The 20,915-nt window shown below is 63.8% G+C and carries 24 protein-coding genes; 16 read left to right on the top strand and 8 right to left on the bottom strand.

What is annotated here, in order from left to right:
• Positions 1-380 precede the first annotated feature (380 nt).
• The 5 genes from A8G00_RS21515 (at position 381) to A8G00_RS21495 (ending at position 7,100) form a co-directional block, all read left to right on the top strand.
• Positions 381-1,307 carry a 3-keto-5-aminohexanoate cleavage protein gene (locus A8G00_RS21515; protein ID WP_037483882.1) on the top strand — a complete coding sequence of 309 codons (927 nt, stop codon included), beginning with the start codon at positions 381-383 and terminating at the stop codon, positions 1,305-1,307.
• Positions 1,308-1,393: 86 nt separating this feature from the next.
• Positions 1,394-3,733, top strand: coding sequence for a transketolase (locus A8G00_RS21510; RefSeq protein WP_103001632.1), 2,340 nt, complete (start codon positions 1,394-1,396; stop codon positions 3,731-3,733).
• Position 3,734: 1 nt separating this feature from the next.
• Entirely contained in the window at positions 3,735-5,030 is a 1,296-nt protein-coding gene (locus A8G00_RS21505; RefSeq protein WP_103001631.1) for a pyruvate dehydrogenase complex dihydrolipoamide acetyltransferase, read from the top strand.
• Positions 5,031-5,140: 110 nt separating this feature from the next.
• Positions 5,141-6,325, top strand: coding sequence for an acetyl-CoA C-acyltransferase (locus A8G00_RS21500; protein ID WP_103001630.1), 1,185 nt, complete (start codon positions 5,141-5,143; stop codon positions 6,323-6,325).
• Between the two features lie 13 nt (positions 6,326-6,338).
• A complete protein-coding gene (locus A8G00_RS21495; protein ID WP_103001629.1) occupies positions 6,339-7,100 on the top strand; it encodes an SDR family NAD(P)-dependent oxidoreductase in 762 nt (253 codons plus the stop codon).
• A gap of 317 nt (positions 7,101-7,417) precedes the next feature.
• On the opposite strand, the gene A8G00_RS21490 is transcribed toward A8G00_RS21495, so the two are convergent.
• On the bottom strand, positions 7,418-7,864 hold the full coding sequence (locus A8G00_RS21490) for an NfeD family protein (RefSeq protein ID WP_025551422.1): 447 nt from the start codon (positions 7,862-7,864) through the stop codon (positions 7,418-7,420).
• Positions 7,861-8,832 carry an SPFH domain-containing protein gene (locus A8G00_RS21485; RefSeq protein WP_044660059.1) on the bottom strand — a complete coding sequence of 324 codons (972 nt, stop codon included), beginning with the start codon at positions 8,830-8,832 and terminating at the stop codon, positions 7,861-7,863. Before A8G00_RS21485 ends, A8G00_RS21490 begins: the two co-directional genes overlap by 4 nt.
• 80 nt (positions 8,833-8,912) lie before the next feature.
• Here A8G00_RS21485 and A8G00_RS21480 point away from each other — a divergent pair, with 80 nt between their 5' ends.
• On the top strand, positions 8,913-9,728 hold the full coding sequence (locus A8G00_RS21480) for a CoA ester lyase (RefSeq protein ID WP_103001628.1): 816 nt from the start codon (positions 8,913-8,915) through the stop codon (positions 9,726-9,728).
• Positions 9,729-9,774: 46 nt separating this feature from the next.
• Here the strand turns inward: A8G00_RS21480 and A8G00_RS25710 are convergent, their stop codons facing one another.
• Positions 9,775-10,263, bottom strand: a complete 489-nt coding sequence (locus A8G00_RS25710) for a hypothetical protein (protein ID WP_253258052.1) — start codon at positions 10,261-10,263, stop codon at positions 9,775-9,777.
• An 18-nt stretch (positions 10,264-10,281) separates the two neighbouring features.
• Here A8G00_RS25710 and A8G00_RS25705 point away from each other — a divergent pair, with 18 nt between their 5' ends.
• Positions 10,282-10,641 (top strand): hypothetical protein, encoded by a 360-nt coding sequence (locus A8G00_RS25705; protein ID WP_253258051.1) that lies wholly within the window; start codon positions 10,282-10,284, stop codon positions 10,639-10,641.
• Between the two features lie 114 nt (positions 10,642-10,755).
• On the opposite strand, the gene A8G00_RS21470 is transcribed toward A8G00_RS25705, so the two are convergent.
• Genes A8G00_RS21470 through A8G00_RS21460 form a run of 3 tightly spaced genes read right to left on the bottom strand, consistent with a single transcriptional unit; the run spans position 10,756 to position 12,352 of the window.
• A complete protein-coding gene (locus tag A8G00_RS21470; RefSeq protein ID WP_103001633.1) occupies positions 10,756-11,349 on the bottom strand; it encodes a YdeI/OmpD-associated family protein in 594 nt (197 codons plus the stop codon).
• A gap of 5 nt (positions 11,350-11,354) precedes the next feature.
• Positions 11,355-12,092, bottom strand: a complete 738-nt coding sequence (gene ubiG, locus A8G00_RS21465; protein ID WP_103001627.1) for a bifunctional 2-polyprenyl-6-hydroxyphenol methylase/3-demethylubiquinol 3-O-methyltransferase UbiG — start codon at positions 12,090-12,092, stop codon at positions 11,355-11,357.
• A 32-nt stretch (positions 12,093-12,124) separates the two neighbouring features.
• Positions 12,125-12,352 carry a hypothetical protein gene (locus A8G00_RS21460; protein WP_103001626.1) on the bottom strand — a complete coding sequence of 76 codons (228 nt, stop codon included), beginning with the start codon at positions 12,350-12,352 and terminating at the stop codon, positions 12,125-12,127.
• 180 nt (positions 12,353-12,532) lie between these two features.
• Here A8G00_RS21460 and A8G00_RS21455 point away from each other — a divergent pair, with 180 nt between their 5' ends.
• From A8G00_RS21455 to A8G00_RS21445, 3 genes are all read left to right on the top strand, one after another.
• Positions 12,533-13,798 carry an aspartate kinase gene (locus tag A8G00_RS21455; protein WP_025551431.1) on the top strand — a complete coding sequence of 422 codons (1,266 nt, stop codon included), beginning with the start codon at positions 12,533-12,535 and terminating at the stop codon, positions 13,796-13,798.
• Positions 13,799-13,928: 130 nt separating this feature from the next.
• Entirely contained in the window at positions 13,929-14,939 is a 1,011-nt protein-coding gene (locus A8G00_RS21450) for a nitronate monooxygenase family protein (protein WP_044660054.1), read from the top strand.
• Between the two features lie 252 nt (positions 14,940-15,191).
• Complete coding sequence (locus A8G00_RS21445; RefSeq protein WP_103001625.1) at positions 15,192-16,031, top strand: hypothetical protein; 840 nt, start codon at positions 15,192-15,194, stop codon at positions 16,029-16,031.
• 4 nt (positions 16,032-16,035) lie between these two features.
• Here the strand turns inward: A8G00_RS21445 and A8G00_RS21440 are convergent, their stop codons facing one another.
• The gene (locus tag A8G00_RS21440; protein ID WP_103001624.1) at positions 16,036-16,470 is read right to left on the bottom strand and encodes a helix-turn-helix domain-containing protein; all 435 of its coding nucleotides are present in this window, start codon (positions 16,468-16,470) and stop codon (positions 16,036-16,038) included.
• A 99-nt stretch (positions 16,471-16,569) separates the two neighbouring features.
• Here A8G00_RS21440 and A8G00_RS21435 point away from each other — a divergent pair, with 99 nt between their 5' ends.
• On the top strand, positions 16,570-17,310 hold the full coding sequence (locus tag A8G00_RS21435; RefSeq protein ID WP_103001623.1) for an SDR family oxidoreductase: 741 nt from the start codon (positions 16,570-16,572) through the stop codon (positions 17,308-17,310).
• A 48-nt stretch (positions 17,311-17,358) separates the two neighbouring features.
• Here A8G00_RS21435 and A8G00_RS21430 read toward each other — a convergent pair whose 3' ends face one another.
• Positions 17,359-18,030 (bottom strand): helix-turn-helix domain-containing protein, encoded by a 672-nt coding sequence (locus A8G00_RS21430; RefSeq protein ID WP_103001622.1) that lies wholly within the window; start codon positions 18,028-18,030, stop codon positions 17,359-17,361.
• A 125-nt stretch (positions 18,031-18,155) separates the two neighbouring features.
• Here A8G00_RS21430 and A8G00_RS21425 point away from each other — a divergent pair, with 125 nt between their 5' ends.
• Genes A8G00_RS21425 through A8G00_RS21405 form a run of 5 tightly spaced genes read left to right on the top strand, consistent with a single transcriptional unit; the run spans position 18,156 to position 20,796 of the window.
• The gene (locus tag A8G00_RS21425) at positions 18,156-18,596 is read left to right on the top strand and encodes a VOC family protein (protein ID WP_025552095.1); all 441 of its coding nucleotides are present in this window, start codon (positions 18,156-18,158) and stop codon (positions 18,594-18,596) included.
• A gap of 28 nt (positions 18,597-18,624) precedes the next feature.
• The gene (locus tag A8G00_RS21420; protein ID WP_025552097.1) at positions 18,625-18,987 is read left to right on the top strand and encodes a DUF1428 domain-containing protein; all 363 of its coding nucleotides are present in this window, start codon (positions 18,625-18,627) and stop codon (positions 18,985-18,987) included.
• 38 nt (positions 18,988-19,025) lie between these two features.
• A complete protein-coding gene (locus A8G00_RS21415) occupies positions 19,026-19,829 on the top strand; it encodes a VOC family protein (RefSeq protein WP_103001621.1) in 804 nt (267 codons plus the stop codon).
• Between the two features lie 11 nt (positions 19,830-19,840).
• Positions 19,841-20,332 (top strand): VOC family protein, encoded by a 492-nt coding sequence (locus tag A8G00_RS21410; protein ID WP_025552101.1) that lies wholly within the window; start codon positions 19,841-19,843, stop codon positions 20,330-20,332.
• Positions 20,329-20,796 (top strand): SRPBCC domain-containing protein, encoded by a 468-nt coding sequence (locus A8G00_RS21405; protein WP_044660048.1) that lies wholly within the window; start codon positions 20,329-20,331, stop codon positions 20,794-20,796. Before A8G00_RS21410 ends, A8G00_RS21405 begins: the two co-directional genes overlap by 4 nt.
• The last annotated feature ends 119 nt before the right edge of the window (positions 20,797-20,915 follow it).

The raw sequence follows: 20,915 nt of genomic DNA, 5'->3' as shown, positions 1-20,915 counted from the left end.
GATCAGCCATTCCTTGTCCGTTAGTTCATACCGCCGCCGCGCCATACGCCCTCCATTCTCAAAGAGCGCCTGAATCATGCGAAGGCGGAGAGCTCAACTCAAATTATGAGTTCACGCCCTAGTCGCCCAAAGCTATAAAACCGATATGGCAGAAACTTGCCGGCGATAGCTGGCACCTATCGGCTGCCTGTCATCCGCACATCCGCAGCAAGCGCAATCGAAGCACCTGAGCGATGCCTGCCACGCATCTCAGGGCGGGATGCGCCATCTGCACACGCCATGGGGGCGCGCCTATTGGGAGGCTCATGCCGTCCGCTAGGCGAGGCAATAATCCAAGCGATCCGAGAGGTTTGCGCGGTGGCTTATTAATGGAGAGCTTCATGGCCAAAGTCATCATTTCATGCGCAATCACGGGAGGCATCCATACGCCGACCATGTCCGATGCGCTGCCGATTACCCCCGAACAGATCGCTGAGGAGTCGATTGCCGCCGCCGAAGCAGGGGCCGCGATCATCCACCTGCACGCACGTCGGCCCGAGGATGGCCACCCGACCGGCGATCCGGAGGTGTTCGCGCGTTTTCTGCCAGTGATCAAGCAGCGCACCGACGCGGTCATCAACCTTACCACCGGCGGCAGTCTGACCATGCCCGTGCAGGAGCGCATCGCGGCCGCGCTCCGGTTCCAGCCCGAGATATGCTCGCTCAACATGGGGAGCATGAACTTCGCGCTATTTCCCGTGGCGGGCAAGATCACGGAATGGAAATATCCGTGGGAAAAGGACTATATTGCCAATTCGGACGATTATGTCTTCCGCAACAGCTTCCGTGACATCGCCTATATGTTCGAGACGCTGGGCGGCATGGGCACCAAATATGAGCATGAATGCTATGACCTTTCGCATCTCTACACGCTGGCGCACTTCATCGATCGTGGCCTGATCAAGCCGCCATTCTTCGTCCAGATGGTCTTCGGGATTCTGGGGGGAGTGGGCGCGCACCTCGAAAACCTCGTGTTCATGAAGGAAACCGCGGACCGGCTTTTTGGCAAGGAGAGCTATAAATGGTCGGTGCTGGCGGCGGGCCGCCACCAGATGCCGTTCATAACCCAGGCGGCGCTGCTGGGCGGGCATGTTCGCGTCGGGCTTGAGGACAGTCTTTATATCGGACGTGGCGAACTCGCCGCATCGAACGCCCAGCAGGTCGAGAAGATCAAGCGCATCCTGGCCGAACTCGGCCATGAGCCCGCGACACCCGCCGAAGCGCGCGAGATGCTGGGCCTGAAGGGCGCCGACCGGACGCTCATCTGATCGCGCAAGAAGCCGCGGAGGGTGTGACACCCGCGGTGGCCCTCCTCAATTTATCGACCGCCGATCGAATTCGAAGGATCAAGTGCATGGAAGCCGCGAGCAGCCAGTCGCGACGCGACATCGTCAACGCGCTCGAGCATCTCGATACGCGATTATTGTGGCTTTCCTCCTGGATGATTCACAACGCCAATCATCTTCGGCCGAAACGCGATGGCCTGAAGGTCGGCGGCCATCAGGCCAGTTGTTCGTCGATGACCGCGATCATGGCGGCGCTCTACTTCCATGCCCTTCGTCCGCAGGACAAAGTGGCGGTCAAGCCGCATGCGGGGCCGGTGCTGCATGCCATCCATTACCTGCTCGGCAACCAGACCCTCGATCGCATGCAGAAATTCCGCGGTCTGGGGGGCGTGCAAAGCTATCCTTCCCGTACCAAGGACACTATCCCCGTCGACTTCTCCACGGGCTCGGTCGGCCTGGGCGTCGCGGTCACGGCTTTCTCTTCACTCGTCCAGGACTATCTTATCGCGCACGGCCAGGTGCGGGAGGAGGATGCGGGCCGCATGATCGCGCTGATGGGCGATGCGGAACTCGACGAGGGCAATATTTACGAGTGCCTGATCGAGGGTTACAAGCACGATCTGCGCAACTGCTGGTGGATCGTCGACTATAACCGCCAGTCGCTGGATGCGACCACGGCGGATCGCATGTTCCGGCGCTTCGACGATATCTTCGAGACATGTGGCTGGCGCGTTGTCACGCTAAAGTACGGAAAGATGCAGCAGGCCGCCTTCGCTCAGGCAGGCGGCAAGGCGCTGGAAGAGTGGATCGACAGCTGCCCGAACGCCGAATTCGCTGCGCTGACCTATCAGGGTGGTGCAGCCTGGCGCGAGCGGTTGATGGCCGACATCGGCCAGAAACCGAACGCCCGGAAGCTGCTCGACAGCTATGACGACGAGGCTCTGGCGCGGCTCATGACCAATCTGGGCGGCCATTGCATCGAAACGCTGGTCGACGCATTCGACAGCGCGCAGGACGACCGGCCGACCCTGTTCATCGCCTATACGGTCAAGGGCCACGGGTTGCCGCTCGCGGGCCACAAGGACAATCACTCGGGCATGATGAACCCGGCCCAGATGGAGCAGTTCCGCACCGGCCTCGGCATCAGGGAAGGCGAGGAGTGGGAACCCTGGGGCGGCCTTGGCGACAATGCCGCGACAGAGCTGAAGGCTTTCATCGCCGACAGCCCGATCGCGAAGGTCAAGACGGAACCGCTGGCGCCCTCAGTCGCCGTTCCGGCGATCCGCGCGCCCGAGGGCGCCGAACAATCCACCCAGGCCGCTTTCGGACGCATCCTGCTCGACCTCGCCAAATCGGGCGAGGAGCTGGCCGATCGCATTGTCACCACCGCGCCTGACGTCACCCAGACCACCAATCTCGGCGCCTTCGTCAACCAGCGCGGCCTGTTTCGCCGGCAGGAGCTGGCCGACGTGTTCCACAAGGCGAAGATTCCCTCGGCACAGAAATGGGCGCAGCATGCGGCGGGTCAGCATATCGAGCTGGGCATTGCAGAAAACAACTTCTTCCTCATGCTGGCCTCGCTGGGCCTTGCCGCGCCGCATTTCGGTACACGGCTGCTGCCGGTCGGCACTGTCTACGACCCGTTCATCGCCCGCGGTCTCGATGCGCTGAACTATGGCTGCTATTCGGACTCCCGCTTCCTCCTGGTGGGCACGCCGTCGGGGATCACGCTGGCAGCGGAAGGCGGCGCGCACCAGTCGATCAACACCCCGCTGATCGGCATGGGTCAGCCCAATCTCACCTATTTCGAGCCGGCCTATGCCGACGAGCTGGCCATGATGATGGCTTATGCCTTCGACCATATGCAGCAGCCTGACGGCAGCTCCGTCTATCTGCGCCTGACGACCCGATCGATCCCGCAGGTCGCACGCGATGATGCCAGTTGGCAAGCCGACCTGTTGAAGGGCGGTTACTGGCTGCGTCGTCCTTCCGAAGGGGCTGAAGCCGCGATTGCCTTCACCGGCGTCGTCGCGCCCGAAGCGTTGGCGGCGTGGGAAAAGCTTGTCGACGACATTCCTGGTCTCGGCCTGCTCAATGTCACCTCACCTGACCTGCTCCATCGCGGCTGGTCGGCCCGTCGCGCCGCGCGCTGGACCGATGAAACGGCCGCGCCCTGCCATGCCGAGACATTGCTTTCCGCGCTCGCCCCGGGTGCGGGGCTGGTGACGGTGCTCGACGGATCGCCCGCCGCGCTGTCCTGGCTCGGCGCGGTCAGGGGCATGCGCGTCAGCCCGCTCGGGACCGACCGTTTCGGCCAGACCGGGGACCTGCCCGATCTCTATCACGCCTATCGGCTGGACAGCGACGCCATCATCGAAGCCGCCGCCGAACTGTTCCTGGGAAACTGACATGACCATCGAACTGAAGATGCCGGCGCTGTCGCCGACGATGGAAAAGGGCACGCTGGCAAAATGGCTGGTCGCCGAGGGCGATCTGGTGAAGGCCGGCGATCTCCTCGCCGAGATCGAGACCGACAAGGCCACGATGGAATTCGAAGCCGTGGACGAGGGGAGAATAACGAACCTCGTGGTTCCCGAAGGAACGGCAGACGTCGCGGTCGGCACGGTCATTGCCGTCATGGCGGAGAATGGCGAGACCGCGCCCAAGCCGGTGCTGGCCGGCGCCGAGCCGACGATCGCCCGACCTGTCGAGGCCGCGCAAGCGCCCGCCCCATCCGCTCCAGAGTCGGTCCGGCCAAAGCCCGCGCCAGAGGCGCCGGCGCCGCGCGCCCGTGTGTCGCCCGCCGAGCGGGTGAAGGTTAGCCCGCTTGCATTGCGCATTGCGGAGGCGAAGGGCATTGACCTTGGCGGCATCACCGGTACCGGCCCCAACGGCCGCATCGTTCGCGCCGATCTTGGCATCGGGCCATTGGTCACCCCGCGCCACGACCCGGTCGCACGGTCGATCGACGCCGTGCCGTCCCCTGTCGCGACCATCGTCCCACCGCCTTCCGGCGTTCCTGTCGAGACGGTCAAGCTCAGCTCGATGCGAAAGACCATCGCGCGGCGCCTCACCGAATCCAAGCAGACGGTGCCGCACTTCTACCTGACGGCACGCTGCAACCTCGATCCGCTGTTGAAGCTGCGCAGAGAAATGAACGCCTCTCTCGCGCCGCGCAGCATCAAGCTCAGCGTCAACGACATGCTGATCAAGGCCCTGGCGCTCGCGCTCGTCGAAGTGCCGGACGCGAACGTCCAGTTCGGCGGCGAGGAGCTGCATCGCTTCGGGCGCGTCGACATATCGATGGCGGTGGCGATCGACGGCGGCCTCATCACTCCGGTGATCAAGGGCGCTGAGGCGCTGTCGCTTTCCGCCATAGCGACGCAGACGAAGGCGCTCGCCGCGAAGGCGCGCGATGGCAAGCTGCTGCCCGAGGAATATCAGGGCGGCACCTGCTCGATCTCCAATCTCGGCATGTTCGGGATCGACGAGATGTTTCCGGTGATCAATCCGCCCCAGGCTCTCATTCTGGGCACGGCCGCAGGGGTTGAGCAGCCGTGGAAAGTCGATGGTGCCGTGGGGCTCGCGACGATCATGGCGACGACGGCGAGCTTCGATCATCGCGCAATCGACGGCGCCCTGGCGGCCCGGTTCATGCAGTCATTCCGCGGCCTTGTCGAAACGCCGATCCTGCTGTGCAGTTGATCATGACAAGTGCCGGGGGGCGCTTGTTCTTCCTCAAATCATTCGAGGAAGGCGCTGTCCAGATCCGGGGAGCAGGAGCGGACGTCTCCGCCTGAAGCTGAAGGAAATTTATGCAGACCGACCCTATCGTGATTGCCAGTTATGCCCGCACTCCGATGGGCGGCTTTCAAGGCGCGTTTTCATCGGTCGCCGCAACGGAGCTTGGCGCTATCGCCGTCCGCGCGGCAGTCGAACGCGCCAAGGTGCCGGGCGAAGCAATCGACCGCATCTACATGGGATGCGTGCTGCCGGCGGCGCTGGGCCAGGCGCCGGCGCGACAGGCCGCTCTCGGCGCCGGGCTTCCGGAGAGCGTTCAGGCCACGACAGTGAACAAAATGTGCGGCTCTGGCATGCAGGCAATCATCATGGCGGCCGAAGCGCTGCGAGCGGGCGCCGCCGACGTCATCGTCGCGGGAGGCATGGAAAGCATGACCAATGCGCCCTATGCCCTTCCCAAACATCGCTCTGGCGCTCGGATCGGACATGACCGCGTCATCGACACAATGATGATGGACGGTCTCGAGGATGCCTATAGCGTGGGCAAGCCGATGGGCGCGTTCGCGCAGGATACGGCGGATGCCTATCGGTTCACGCGCGAGATGCAGGATGCCTATGCGCTTCGGTCGCTGGAGCGGGCGCGGGCCGCAATCGAAACGGGCGCCTTCGCCGAAGAAATCGTGCCGGTGCCTGTAAGGACGCGGTCAGGCTCGCAATTCATCGCAACGGACGAGCAGCCGGGGAGGGCGCGGCCGGAGAAAATACCGACGTTAAAGCCTGCATTCGCGTCAAACGGCACGATCACTGCGGCGAGTTCGGCATCGATCTCCGATGGCGCGGCGGCCATTATATTGACTCGGCGGAGCGTTGCCGAGCGGCTCAAAATGCCGGTAATAGCGCGCTTGAGCGGGTCCGCGGCGCATGCGCATGCTCCCGCGCTCTTCACCACCGCTCCCGTTCACGCCATCCGGACGTTGCTCGGCAGAACAGGCTGGTCGGTTGAGGATGTCGACCTGTTCGAGGTGAACGAAGCCTTTGCCGCGGTAGCGATGATCGCGGCGCGCGATTTGGCAATCCCCGATGACCGCCTCAATGTAAATGGCGGGGCGACAGCCCTGGGCCATCCGATCGGCGCGTCGGGCGCGCGCATTCTGGCAACCTTGCTGGCGGCGCTTCAACGCCGGGGCGGTCGGCGCGGCGTCGCGGCCCTGTGCATCGGCGGCGGCGAAGCGACCGCAATGGCAATTGAACTGATTTGAGGAGAGACAAGCGATGAACATCGATGGCGTTGCGGCAATCGTCACGGGAGGCGCATCGGGGCTCGGGGCTGGCACGGCACTGCGCCTTGCCCGCTTAGGAGCCAGGGTCACGATCTTCGACCTCAATTCGGAGCTCGGTTCCGCACAGGCGGAGGAGTTGGGAGGACATTTCCTGGCTGTGGATGTGACGGACGAAGTCGCCGTTCACGCGGCGATCGCGGAAGCTGAGGCGCGGCACGGCGTCGCTCGCATCCTTGTCAATTGCGCCGGCATCGCCACGCCGCGCAAGGTGATAGATCGCGACGGCAGTCCGATGCCGCTTGCCGACTTCTCCAGGATCGTGACGATCAATCTCATAGGTTCGTTCAATGTGCTCTCCGCCTTCGCCGCGCGGCTTCACACCGCCGAACCCGTTGGCGAGGAGCGCGGTGTCATCGTCAACACGGCGTCGGTTGCCGCCTATGATGGGCAGATCGGTCAGGCCGGCTATGCCGCGTCGAAGAGTGGAATCGTTGGAATGACACTGCCGATAGCGCGAGAGCTTGCGCGTTATGGCATAAGGGTCATGGCGATCGCACCGGGCATCTTCTGGACGCCGCTGCTTGCCGGACTGCCCCAGGAGGCCCAGGACTCCCTCGGAAAGCAGGTGCCGTTCCCCAGCCGGTTGGGGCAGCCCGGCGAATATGCGCAATTGGTCGAAAGCATCATAACCAACCCGATGTTGAACGGAGAGGTCATTCGCCTGGACGGAGCGATCAGGATGGCCCCCAAATAAGCGCGCAGCGGCGGCCCGAATGTCAAGGCAGAGATGATCGAGCGCTTTTCCGCAACGGCGCCAAATGCCGAAGCGGTTCGGGCGACTGCGGCTTGCTGTCGATATTGTCGTCCTCTGTCGGAGATCCGCCTGAACGGCGTGGAGCGATGGCTTTTCAGAGGTCGGTTGTCGGGAAGAGAGAAGCGCTTCATCTTGGGCTTCGTGGCTGAACATCTGTTTCCCGCGCGGCGACCAAGCTTGTCTTTGGTGATCTCAACCGCCGGGATGGTTCGCCTTCAGAACATCCTCGATGCGATCCGCAACTTGGGTCATCGCCATCAAGCCGGTTCCACGGTCAGCACCGCAGCTTCCGCGCCCGTCACTCTCATTCTTGCACCGACTGGCGAGTCGGGGCCTCTGCACGACCAGACGCTGTCGCCTACCTTCACCCGACCCCGGCCATTGTCGATCGGTTCGACGACGGTGACGACCTCTCCCACCAGCCGGGCGGTGCGGTCGTTGAGGAGCGGGTCTTGCGAGTCCACCGGATTGGCGGTGTACCAGCGTCGCCCGCCCCAGACCGACAGCAGGCAAAGGCCCGCGAAAAGCAGCAACTGAAGCGGGATGGAGACCGGAAAGGCGAGGGCGACCAGACCGGTCAGCGCGGCGGCCAGCGCGACCCAGATCAGGAATACGCCCGGTATCACCACTTCACCCATGGCGAGCAGCGCGGCGAAGACCAGCCAGCCCCAATGGTCGTCCAGCATGGCGAGCCAGTCGGTCATGCCTGCCCCTGTCCGAACGGCCCGCGCCGCGACGGGGCAGGGGGCGGCGGTGGAGGCGCGGCGTCTCCCAGAGCCTCCCTGGCCAGCGCGCCGATGCCGCCCAATGTGCCGATCAGCTGAGTCGCCTCCACCGGGAAAAGGATCGTCTTGGCGTTGGGGGAGGTGGCGAACTGGCTCACCGCCTCGACATATTTCTGGGCGACGAAATAGTTGATCGCCTGCGCGTTGCCGCTGGCGATGGCTTCGGAAACCATCTGCGTTGCCTTGGCTTCGGCCTCCGCCTCGCGCTCGCGGGCTTCGGCGTCGCGGAAGGCGGCTTCGCGGCGGCCCTCCGCTTCCAGGATCTGGCTTTGCTTCTGCCCTTCGGCCTTCAGGATTTCCGATGCGCGCAGCCCCTCCGATTCGAGGATCAGGGCGCGCTTCTCGCGTTCGGCCTTCATCTGGCGGCCCATGGCGTTGACGATGTCGGCGGGCGGGCGGATGTCCTTGAGTTCCACGCGGGTGATCTTGATGCCCCATGCATTGGTGGCGTGGTCGACCACCGAGAGCAGGCGGGCGTTGATCTCGTCGCGCTTGGACAGGGTTTCGTCCAGGTCCATCGACCCCATGACCGTGCGCAGGTTGGTGGTCGCGAGCTGCATGATCGCGACATAGAGTTCCGACACTTCATAGGCCGCCTTGGCCGCGTCCAGCACCTGGAAGAACACGACGCCGTCGACCGAGACCATGGCGTTGTCCTTGGTGATGATCTCCTGCCCCGGAATGTCGACCACCTGTTCCATCATGTTGATCTTCCGCCCGACGGCGTAGAAGAAGGCAGGGTAGAAATTCAGGCCGGGGCGCGCGACTTCGGTGAAGCGGCCGAAGCGTTCGATGGTATATTGATAGCCCTGGCGCACGACCTTGACGCTCACCGCCAGGTAGAACAGCACCAATAATGTCACCGTCAGCGCGAATGTCGTCAGCATCTCTGCCTCTCCCCCGAAATCCGCTTGGACTATGACGCGAAATCATGAATGGGAAAAGGCAAAGTGATAGGAGTTCCATCATGTTGTTGCGCCACGCCCGATCGCTGCTGTTCCTTCCCGCGTCCAACCCGCGCGCCATTGCCAAGGCGCGGACGCTGTCCTGCGACATGGTGATACTGGATCTGGAGGATGCGGTGCCCGACGGCCGCAAGGAAGAAGCGCTGGCCAATGCGGTCGAAGCGGTTGCGGAGGGATTTGGCAGTCGTCTCTCGGCAGTGCGCATCAATGTCGAGGGCGCGCCCTCTCATGGGCGGGAGATGGTCTCGCTCAAGGCGTCGGCCGCGGATTATGTGGTGCTGCCCAAGGTGGAAAATCCCCGTCAGGTGAAGGATGTGTTCAGCGTCTGCCACAAGCCGGTGATCGCGATGATCGAGAGCGCGACGGGCGTGCTGGCGGCGCAGGCGATCGCGGCGGCGGAGGGCTGCGCGGGGCTGTTCATGGGGAATAACGATCTACGGCAGGATTTGGGGATACCGCCGTCGGCTGGGCGGGAAGGGCTGGCCCTGTCCCTGCAATCCGTCATCCTTGCGGCGCGAGCGGCGAGTATCGCCGTGTTCGATGGTGTCTTCAACCGGCTGGACGATGAAGCGGGTTTCGAAAGCGAGTGCGCGGCGGGGCATGCGCTGGGCTTCGACGGCAAGACGCTGATCCATCCGAGCCAGGTGCCGGTCGCCAATCAGGTGTTCGGTCCCGACCCCCAGGCCGTCGCCGATGCACGGCGGCTGGTCGAGGCGGCGACGGGCGGGGCCGAGCGGTTCGAGGGGCGAATGATCGAAAGCATGCATGTCGAGGAGGCGAGGGCGCTGATCGCGCGGGCCGACGCCGTGACGGCATAGCCGATGCCGGAACTGAAATATCCGCATGGATAACCAGGTGCAACGGTCATAAAATCAGGGAAAGGGCGTGAATCCGCGATGTTTCCGGATGCGTCATAAATGTCACTGTCAAATAAAAATTAATGGCATTTTTATGGCAAAATGTTAATGTTTGATTTGCGGGGTCGGAGATTCTGCGAGGTCCATCATGTCCAGGTTGAGGATGGCGGCGAGTGCCGCCAGTTGTATCGTTGCGCTCTTTTTCGGCGGCGCTGCGTCCGCGGGGGAGGTACAGTGCTGGCAGCCTTATGAAATAGAGGCGGCGCGTGTCAGAGATCTTCAGATCATGTTGATGCTGGGATCGCTGAAATGCCGATCGACCAATAGCGAAATCACCGCGAAATACGATAAATTCTATGAGAGGATGGGAAATGCGGACAAATATAATAATGCATTGAAACTGCGTTTCATGCGTGAAAACGGCATTGCCGACGGGCAACGTGCCTATGACGACTTCATCACGAAAATGGCCAACAGTCATACGGATGGCGTGCAATCGGCGGGTTTCTGTCAAATGGCCGACACGCTGATGACGTTGGCCACCAACGCCGGTCAGGACGAACTGCCTGTGTTGGCGCGGAATTTTTCGGAAAAGCCGGCTGGCGTGGGCGATGTCTGTGAACTGAAGACGGCTGCTGCGGCGCCTTTGGCCGCGCCGCCGCCGGTAGCGGAACCCGCGACGCCGGTTGCCGTGGCGGAAGCGGCACCGCCCGCCGTCACGCCGCAATCGGCGGCCGCAGCGCTGGAGGCGGCGGCCATTGCGCTACAATCGGCTGCTGCGAGCCTCAAGACTCCGGCTGCCGATGTGGCGCCGAAGGATGCCGTGTCGGATGCCCAGCCGACGATGGTGGCTGTGGCGAAGCCGGTGAGTTGAGGGTGTCATGGGTGCCGCGCCTTTGGGGAGCGCGGCACGGGGAAATGCGAGCCCCGGAACGCTTTTTCAGTCCCCGCTGCGTTCCTCCAGTCTCCATCCCCGGCCCACCGCTTCTCAGCGTTTTTCATATCTCCAGTTGCGGCCCTTGCCCGCCGCGATCCATTCGACCGCCTGTGCGATGCGCCTGTCGCGGGTGGCATCCGTTCGCGCATCGTTGATCCACTCGCAATAGTCGCGCACCTTGCCGGGCGGGAAGCCTGCCCATGTTGCCGCGGCGGCAGGATCGGCGTCGAGGGCCGCTGAGAAAGCGGGATGCAGGGGAAGCGGTGCGCGAGGCGTCTTCACGCCGCTGCGTGGCTCGTCGCCGGCCTCTATCAACGCCATAGCTTTCCTCAAAAGAGCTGCGATCGTGGCATCGTCCGGCAGATCGTGCAGGCGTCGAATCCGGCCGAACTGGCCCATGGCTTCGCCACGACTGCCGTCCGGCGCAACCTTGTCATGCCAGAAGCCGAAGGCGACATGCCGCTGGAAGCCGGCCATGTTGCAGAGGTTTTTGTCCCGATAGGTGAAGAAGGGCATGCCCCATTTGACGGTTTCCGCAATGTCGGGCGATGCCGCGTGGATCAGACCGCGCAAATGGCGGAGGATCGGCTGTGCGAAATCGGCCTGCCGGGCGATGTAGGCGTCGATGCGGGGATCGACCGCCATCGCCATCAGCCCTGCCGGTGCCGGGCGGTCAGCAGATAGTTGATCGCCTTGTTGGGCGAAAGGATGAAGCCCCTGGCCGGTGAGAAGCTGAGCCCGCTGCTGTCGATCACCTCCAGCCCCGCATTCTCCAGCAGCTTCGCAAGTTCCTCGGGATTGAGGAATTTGCGCCAGTCATGCGTGCCCTTGGGGATGCCGCCGATGCTTTCCCCGATGGTGATCATGGCAAGGCGGGAGAGGGAGGTGCGGTTGGGCGTCGAAAGGATCAGCAGGCCGTCCGGGGCCATCTTTTCCGCCAGCGCGGCGACGAAGGCTGCCGGGTCCGCCACATGTTCGATCACCTCCATGCAGGTGACGAGGTCGAAACCTGTTTCCTCCAGTCGTTCCACCGGCGTGGCGCGATAGTCGATGGCGAGGCCTTGCCCCGCGGCATGGTTGCGCGCCACGGCGATATTCTCCTCCGCCGCGTCCAGCGCGGTCAGGCTAGCGCCCAGGCGCGCCAGCGGTTCGGCCAGCAGGCCGGCGCCGCAGCCGACGTCCAGGGCGCGGCGGCCCGCCAGCGGGCGGAAATCATGGCTCCGCCCCGGCCAATGCCGGTCGACGGCATCGCGAATATAGCGCAGCCGGACCGGATTGAGCTTGTGCAGCATGGCGCTGCTGCCATGGGGATTCCACCAGTCGGCGGCCATGGCGCCGAAATGGGCGGCTTCGCGCGGGTCGATGGTGCTGGACGCAATATTCTCCATGGCCTCCTGCTACCAGTGTCCGGGGGTGCAGGCTATGGCTGTTTTTCGGCCTGTTTTGCATTGCCCGGCGCCGCCGATCCGAATTCGCGCGCCTTGTCCTCCTGGTCGAGGCGACGGTAGAGGTCCCGCGTCGCATCCTCGGTGCGGCGCATCTCTTCCGGCGTCCGGTGCCTGCGGTTGCTGAGCATCACGAAAATCAGCACGATCCCGAGCAGGATCGGCCCGCCGATCGTCACCATCGCCCATAAGCTGCTTTCCATCGCATCCTCCGTTCCTGGTCCCCGGACGGGCAATGACCGGCAGGCGGGTCGGTTCCTTCCGCTGCTCCCGCTACTCTGTCGCTTTGCTTGCCATATTCGCCGCTGCTGCTAATAGGAGCGCCGTTTTCGCGCCCCTCCGGGGCATTTTATTTCTTTTCAGCAGGCGGGTTCGACAGGCAAATGGCGCGCATCGTGATGAAATTCGGCGGCACCTCCATGGCGGGGATGGAGCGAATTCGCAACGTGGCCGCACGGGTCAAACATGTCGTCGAACAGGGGCATGAGGTCGCCGTCGTCGTATCCGCCATGGCGGGGGAGACCGACCGGCTGGTGGGTTTCTGCAAGGAAGCCTCGCCGCTCTACGATCCGGCGGAATATGATGTCGTCGTTGCTTCCGGCGAACAGGTGACGAGCGGCCTGCTGGCCATGACGCTGAAGGCGATGGGCGTGGATGCGCGGAGCTGGCTCGGCTGGCAGCTTCCGATCCGTACCAACGAAGCCCATGCCAAGGCGCGCATCGGGGACATCGACACGATCGACCTGCTGGCGTCGATGCGATCGGGCACGGTGGCGGTCATCCCCGGCTTTCAGGGCATGATGGAGGATGGCCGCATCTCCACCCTCGGCCGCGGCGGGTCCGATACCTCGGCCGTTGCCGTCGCGGCGGCGGTGAAGGCGGACCGCTGCGACATCTATACCGACGTCGACGGCGTCTACACCACCGATCCCCGCATCGTGGCGCGGGCGCGCAAGCTCGACCTCGTTACCTATGAGGAAATGCTGGAACTGGCTTCGGTCGGCGCCAAGGTGCTCCAGACCCGCTCGGTCGGCCTCGCCATGAAGGAAGGCGTGGTCGTGCAGGTGCTTTCCTCCTTCGATGATCCCACCCAGGACGACCTCCCCGGCACGCTGATCGTCAGCGAAGAGGAACTGGAAGCCAAGCTCAAGGAAGACAAGATGGAACGTCAGCTCATCACCGGCATCGCCCATGACAAGAATGAGGCGAAGATCACCCTGACCCGCGTGCCGGACCGTCCGGGCGCGGTGGCGCACATCTTCGGGCCGCTGGCCGACGCCGCGATCAACGTGGACATGATCATCCAGAATGTCGGCCGCGACAAGGGCGAGACGGACGTGACCTTCACCGTGCCGGGCGCGGATCTTGCACGGGCGCTGGACGTGCTGGAAAGCCAGAAGGACGTGATCGGCTTCAACCGGGTGATCCCGGATACGAAGGTGGCGAAGGTGTCGGTCGTCGGCGTCGGCATGAAGAGCCATGCGGGCGTCGCCAGCACCATGTTCAAGTCGCTGGCCGATCGCGGCATCAATATCCTCGCCATCTCGACCAGCGAGATCAAGGTTTCGGTGCTGATCGACGAGGATGAGACCGAACTGGCGGTGCGTGTGCTGCACACGGCCTATGGCCTGGACGCACCGGTCGCTTGACCTTTCCTTCCCTGCCCTTCAGGGGAGGGGCCGGGGATGGGGGACTGCCCCACAAAATAGCGCGTGGGGAGAACCCCCACCCCACCCCTCCCCTGAAGGGGAGGGGCTTTATGATTCTAAGGGCTTGAACATGACCAACGCCAAACTCGCTTCCCTGATGGCTCGCGGCACCGATTTCCTGGGTTGCGAGGTCGCGATCCTCTGCGGGGCGATGAGCTGGGTGTCGGAGCGCAATCTGGTTGCGGCCATCTCCAATGCGGGCGGCTTCGGCGTGATCGCCTGCGGCGCCATGACTCCCGAGCTGCTCGACAGGGAGATCGCGGCGACCAAGGCGCTGACGGGCAAGCCCTTCGGCGTCAACCTCATCACCATGCACCCGCAGCTTTTCGAGCTGATCGAGGTTTGCGCGAAACATGAGGTCGGCCATGTCGTCCTCGCCGGCGGCCTGCCGCCCAAGGGCAGTATCGAGGCGATCAAGGAGAAGGGCGCGAAGCTGATCTGCTTCGCTCCCGCGCTGGCGCTGGCCAAGAAGCTGGCGCGTTCCGGCGTGGATGCGCTGGTGATTGAGGGCATGGAGGCGGGCGGACATATTGGCCCGGTGTCGACCAGCGTGCTGGCGCAGGAAATCCTGCCGGAAATGGCGTCGCAGCTTCCCGTCTTCGTCGCCGGCGGCATCGGGCGTGGCGAACTGATCGCCGGCTATCTGGAAATGGGCGCGGCGGGCGTGCAGCTGGGCACCCGCTTTGCCTGCGCGGTCGAGAGCATCGCCCATCCGAACTTCAAGAAGGCCTTTTTCCGTGCATCGGCCCGCGATGCGATCGCCAGCGTGCAGATCGACCCACGCCTGCCGGTCATCCCCGTGCGGGCGCTGAAAAATGCGGGAACCGAGGCCTTTACGGCCAAGCAGCGGGAGGTCGCCAATCTGCTCGACAGCGGCGCGGTCGACATGGGCGAGGCGCAGCTCCAGATCGAACATTATTGGGCGGGTGCGCTTCGCCGCGCCGTGATCGACGGCGATGTCGAGGGCGGTTCGCTGATGGCCGGGCAATCGGTGGGCATGGTGTCGAAGGAGGAGCCGGTGGCCGACATCATCGCGCAATTGATGGACGAAGCGGCGGCGGCGCTGGAACGGCGCATCTAGGGTATCGTGCAGAAAAGCGGGAACCGGTTTTCTGCTTCAAAGGAGGCACAACAGAAATTTGGAGCGCGCGACCGGCGTCCGATTTGACGCAGCGGCCCGGGGCATACCGCACTCCCTTCGCAGGTGCGCGTCGCAGGGTAAATGGGACGAACCGAATCCCTCCCCGGACGAGCCGAGCCCGCTTTGGTCGTCAGGAACGCTTCGCTCTGCGATGAGTTGTGACGTCCGGATAATGATCAAAGGGATGCCAGGGTGCCGCCGCGTACCGTCGTTCGCCGTTTCTGTGAGTTTGCATTTGTCACCGCGCTCGCGCTGATCGCAGGCTGTTCCACGCCCGAGAAGAAGGCGCCGCCCACGCCGCCACCCCCGGTGGTGCCGACGATAAAGCCCCTGCCGCCGATGGGGGCGGTCGAGGAAATGGGCATTCCGGAAGTGGGCGAGGACGGCAAATATCTGACGCCCAATCGCGGCGTGACGGCCAATACGGCGCTGTGGCACGTGCGCATGGCGCTGAACGTCGCGGCGCTTTCCTGTCATGGCGTGAACGAACCGGCGCGCATCCAGTATAACCGGATATTGCATGTGCATGAGGCGGCCCTGCGCGAAGCGAACGCGGCGGTCGACCGCAATTATTATGTCGCTTACGGTCAGGGCGGGCTGAAGGCGCGGGAACTGCTCAACACCGTCGTCTATAATTTCTTTGCGCTGCCGCCGGTGACGAAGAGCTTCTGCCCCGTGGCCATAGAGGTGGGGGCCAAGATACTGGCCATGCCGTCGAACCAGCTGCTGGCCTACGCGCCCGAAGCGCTCACCCAATTGGAAAAGCCGTTCCAGGAATTCTACGCCGCCTATGCCGATTATCTGCGGCGGCTGGCCGAATGGCAGTCGCGCTTCGGCGGGACGGTGAGCGTGGTGGTGTCGCCAACGCCGCTGCCGCCGCCGCCGACCCCGCCCAGGGAGATCGCGGCCGGTTTTGCGCCCGGTGCGCCGGGGACGCAACCGTCGGCCCTGGTGCCCGGTGCTCCCGTGCGGGTCGAGGTGCCGACATTCCCGCTGACGCCCATGCGGGAAACCTTCATTCCCGCGCAATGATCCCTCAGTCGCGCGTGTCGAAACGGCGCCGGGCTTCCTCCACCGCTTCCAGATTGCGCTCCGCCCAGACCCAGACGCCGCAAAAAGCGGCGCTGAGGCTGTTGCCGAGCGGCGTCAGCGCATATTCGACGTGCGGCGGCACCACGGGATGGACGGTGCGGATGACGAGGCCGTCGCGCTCCATCTGACGCAATGTCTGGGTCAGCATCTTCTGGCTGATGCCTTCCACCTGTTCGGCAATGCGGGTGAAGCGGAGCGTGCCCCTTTCCTCCAGCAGTTCGAGGACCAGCAGCGTCCATTTATCCGCCACCCGGCCGATCAGATCGTTGACGAGTCGTTCGATCCGAGGGTCCAGCGGCGCTTCGGGATTGGTGTCGATAAAGGCTTCCGCTTCGGCGATTTCAGCCGGGGCAAAACGTTTTTGCAACGGATTTTCCATTTCTCACCTCTTGGTGCGTATGGCACTTTTCGGTGCCTTCTTTCAAAAAGAGAGTGTAGCTCTAGATTGCCGGTCACACCATCGCAAAAGGAGAAGACCATGCGTAAGAACGGCAACACCATCCTCATCACCGGCGGCGGTTCCGGCATCGGCGCGGCGCTGGCGCATGAATTCCATGCGGCCGGCAATCAGGTCATCATCGCCGGGCGGCGGCAGGCGGCGCTGGACGCCGTGGCGGCGGAGCATCCGGGCATGGCAGCCCTGACCGTCGACATGGAGGACGCGGCGGCGATCGCGGCCTTCGCCGGAAAGCTGGTCGCGGACTTCCCCGCGCTCAATGTCGTGATCCATAATGCCGGGATCATGGTTGTGGAGGAGCGGATCGACCTTGCCATAGCGGAGGCCACCGTCGCCACGAACCTGTTGGGGCCGATCCGCCTGACCCATGCGTTGCTGCCGCATCTGCTGAGGCGGGAGGCGGCGACGCTGATGACGGTGACGTCGGGTCTGGCCTTCGTCCCGCTGGCGGCCACTCCCACCTACAGCGCAACCAAGGCGGCGCTCCATAGCTGGTCGCAGTCGATGCGGCATCAGCTCAGGGGCAGCAATGTCGAGGTGATCGAACTGGCGCCGCCGGGAGTGCAGACCGACCTGATGCCCGGCCATGCGGAAAATCCGCAGATGATGCCGCTGGACGAATTCATAGCGGAGGTCATGGGGCTGCTGGCGCAGCAGCCGCCGCTGGAGGAAATCTGCGTCGAACGGGTGAAGTTCCTGCGCGAAGCGGAGCGGCGCGGGGAGTTTGAGCAGGTGTTCGGGATTTTGAACGCCGGGCATTGAGCGGAGATGAATCCTCCCCATGCCCGGCATGGGGAGGATTATGGGGCCTCATGACGCTGGCGTGGCCGTCGAAGGCGCCTTTGGCGGCAAGGGGAAGAGGCGGACGAAGCGTGCCGCAAGGGCCCTGTCCCCCTCCACCTGAAGCGAGTTGGCCACGTCCTCGAACGTCAGGCCGCCATAGATCACGGCGGCCAGTCCATTCTGGTCGCCGGAGAAGATTGCGTCCGCACCGCCCGCTTCGCCGCGCCCGGCGGTGAAATCGCCATCCTTCAGGGTCAGGCGGAACTCGTCTTCCCCGAAACGCAGGCCGATGGTCGCATCCAGATCGCCTATGCGGTCTCGGTCGATCATCGTGCGCATCGACAGGATCACCGACGCATTGCTCATCGGCATGCTGGGCTGCATCGTGGGAGAGCGGGATGCCCAGCGTCCCAGCACCTGGAACAATATCTCCGACTCGCGGCCCCATTCCGTCAGCTCATAAATCTGGCTGGCGGCGGGCGGGGGCAGGCGGCGGCGGATGAGGATGCTGGCCGCTTCCAGCTCCTCCAGCCTTTGCGTCAGCACATTGGCGCTGATTCCGGGCAGGCTGGCGCGCAAATCGGTGAAACGCTTGGGGCCGAGCATCAATTCCCGCATGATCAGCATGGCCCAGCGATCGCCGATCAGATCCAGCGCATGGGCCGTTGCACAACCATCCTGATAGGCCCGCTTTTTCACGAGAGGAAGTCCTTGGTTATTTTTCCTAACTTATAGGTTGTATAAGATAATCTATCAGTGCATAAAGTTCAAGCTGGTGAGTCGGGAAAAGGCCACAGGCCAGGATGATCCCAAGGAGATGTGTGATGCCGAACGCCCCCGCTCCGAAAATGATTTTCGTCAACCTGCCGGTGAAGGATCTGGCTGCCTCGATCGCCTTTTACGAGGCGGTGGGCGCGGTCCGGAACAATGATTTTGCGGACGACAGCGCGCAGATGCTGAGCTTTTCCGACAATATCCACGTGATGCTGCTGACGCGGGAGCGGTTTGCCGGCTTCACGCCGCGTCGCATTCCGGACGCGCATGAAACGGCGCAGGTGCTGCTTGCCCTTAGCGAGGCGAGCCGCGCCGATGTCGACCGGACGACGGAGAAGGCGTTGGCGGCTGGCGGTGCGGAGCCCAATCCCCGGCAGGACCATGGCTTCATGTACGGCCGCAGCTTTGCCGATCTGGACGGCCATATCTGGGAAGTGGCGTGGATGGATATGGAAGCGGCGCTGGCGGTGAACAAGGAAGCCGCCGCCTGAACTCCGCCTTTCCTTAAGGAGAGAAACGATGAGCTATATGGACGGTTTCGTGATCCCCGTGCCCAAGGGCAACAAGGAGCGGTACAGGGAAGTGGCGGCCTATGCCGCGCCGATCTTCATCGAACATGGCGCGCTGCGGGTCGTGGAATGCTGGGCGAACGACGTCAAGCTTGGCAAGGTCAACGATTTCCGCACCGCCGTGATCGCGGAGGAGGATGAGGAGGTCGTCTTTTCCTGGATCGAATGGCCCGACAAGGCGACTCGCGATGCAGGGGCGGAGAAGGTCATGAACGATCCGCGGATGGAGCCGAAGGAAGGGGAAGACATGCCTTTCGCCGGTGCGCGGCTGATCTATGGCGGGTTCGAGGTGCTGCTCGACGCCAGGGCCTGAGGGCAGGGATCGAAAACTGGGCTTGAGGGAGGCTGGAAATGACCGACCTGAACGGCAAATTCTTCTGGTATGAACTGATGACCAGCGATCCGCAGGCGGCGATCGCCTTCTATGGCGACATCGTCGGCTGGACCGCGCAACCCTTTGGCGGGGAGCGGACCGATGATCCCTATCATGTCGTGTCGGGCAGCGCCGGGCCGATGGGCGGGATCATGTCCATTCCGGCCGAAGCGAAGGATCGCGGCATGTCGCCTTGGTGGGGCGGCTATGTCGGTTCGGCCGATGTGGATGCGGATGCGAAGCGGCTGGCCGGGGCGGGCGGCAGCGTGAAGCGCGCGCCGGAGGACATTCCGGGCGTCGGGCGCTTCGCGGTGATGAGCGATCCGGGCGGGGCGGCGTTCATGCTGCTCAAGGGGTCCAGTCCCGACGGGATGGAGCCCGCGCCACCGATGGCGAACGGTCATGTCGGCTGGCATGAACTTTACAGCGGCGCTTTCGACGCCGACCTGGCCTTCTACACCGGGCAGTTCGGCTGGGCGAAGGGCGAGGCCATGGATATGGGGGAAATGGGCAGCTATCAGCTCGTCTCCCAGACCGGCGGCACCGATTTCCAGAGCATGACGGGCGGCATCATGGCCCGTCCCCCGGAGGTGCCGGTGCCGGTCTGGCTCTTCTACTTCGTCGTGCCGGACATCGACGTCGCGACGGAGAAGGTGAAGGCCGGCGGCGGAACCGTGCTGAACGGCCCGATGGAGGTGCCGGGCGGGGCCTGGATCATCCAGGCGACCGACCCCCAGGGCGCGATGTTCGCGCTGGTGGGCATGCGATCCGGCACGGCATAAGGAGAGGAACCATGTCGAAGATTTCACCCTGCCTGTGGTATAACGGGCAGGCGGAGGAGGCCGCGCGCTTCTACACATCCCTGTTCGGGGGATCGGTGGATTTCATCAGCCGCTATCCCGACGATAATCCCAGCCCCAGTCCGTTCAAGGGCGGGGACGTGCTGCTGGTGGAATTCACCCTGTTCGGGGAAAGCTATCAGGCGCTGAACGGCGGGCCGAAATTTCCTTTCACAGAGGCGGTCTCGCTGTCCGTCGCCTGTCGGGATCAGGCGGAGATCGATCGTTATTTCGATGCCCTGACCGCCGATGGCGGTTCACCGGGCCCGTGCGGCTGGCTGAAGGACAAATATGGCCTGTCCTGGCAGCTGGTGACGCAGGAGATCATGGACCTTTACAAGACCGGCGACCGACCGGGCATCCAGCGGATGATGAACGAGATGATGACCATGCAGAAGCTGGATACCGCCCGGATGAAGGCGGCTTTCGAGGGGAGGCCGGCATGAGCGCGGCGGAATTCGAACTATCGGTGACCTGTCACATCGCCGCCCCGCGCGAAATCGTGTGGAAGGTATGGACGGACCTCAAGGACCAATGGTTCTGCCCGAAGCCCTGGCGCGCCGAGGTGATCGAGGAGGATCTGCGGCCCGGCGGGCGGAGCGCGGTGCGGATGTTCGGCCCGAATGGCGAAGACACGGGGCCGATGGAAGGCATCGTGCTGGAGGTGGTGCCGCAGGAGAAGGTGGTGACGACCGACGCCTATGCCTCCGGCTGGATACCGCAGACGCCCTTCATGACGGCGATCTGGAGCTTTGCCGTGGAGGGGGAGGGGACGCGCTTCACCGCGACGGCCCGACATTGGGATGCCGGAGCGATGGCGAAGCATGAGGAGATGGGATTCCACCCCGGCTGGGACCAGATGGCCGAGCAGTTCAAGGCTTTGTGCGAGACTTCGGCGGGCATGGCTTAGAGCCAATCGACATTCAGCCCTGACGGCCTGCAAATGACGCTTTTCCGTGCTTCCGGTGCTCACCTACTTTGAGTAGGCTGCGCTCCGGGTCACGGAAAAACACCATTTTCGGCTCGTCA

The sequence above is a fragment of the Sphingobium sp. SA916 genome (assembly GCF_002894065.1).
Lineage (GTDB): Bacteria > Pseudomonadota > Alphaproteobacteria > Sphingomonadales > Sphingomonadaceae > Sphingobium > Sphingobium fuliginis.
This window is presented reverse-complemented; position numbering and strand designations above follow the sequence as displayed.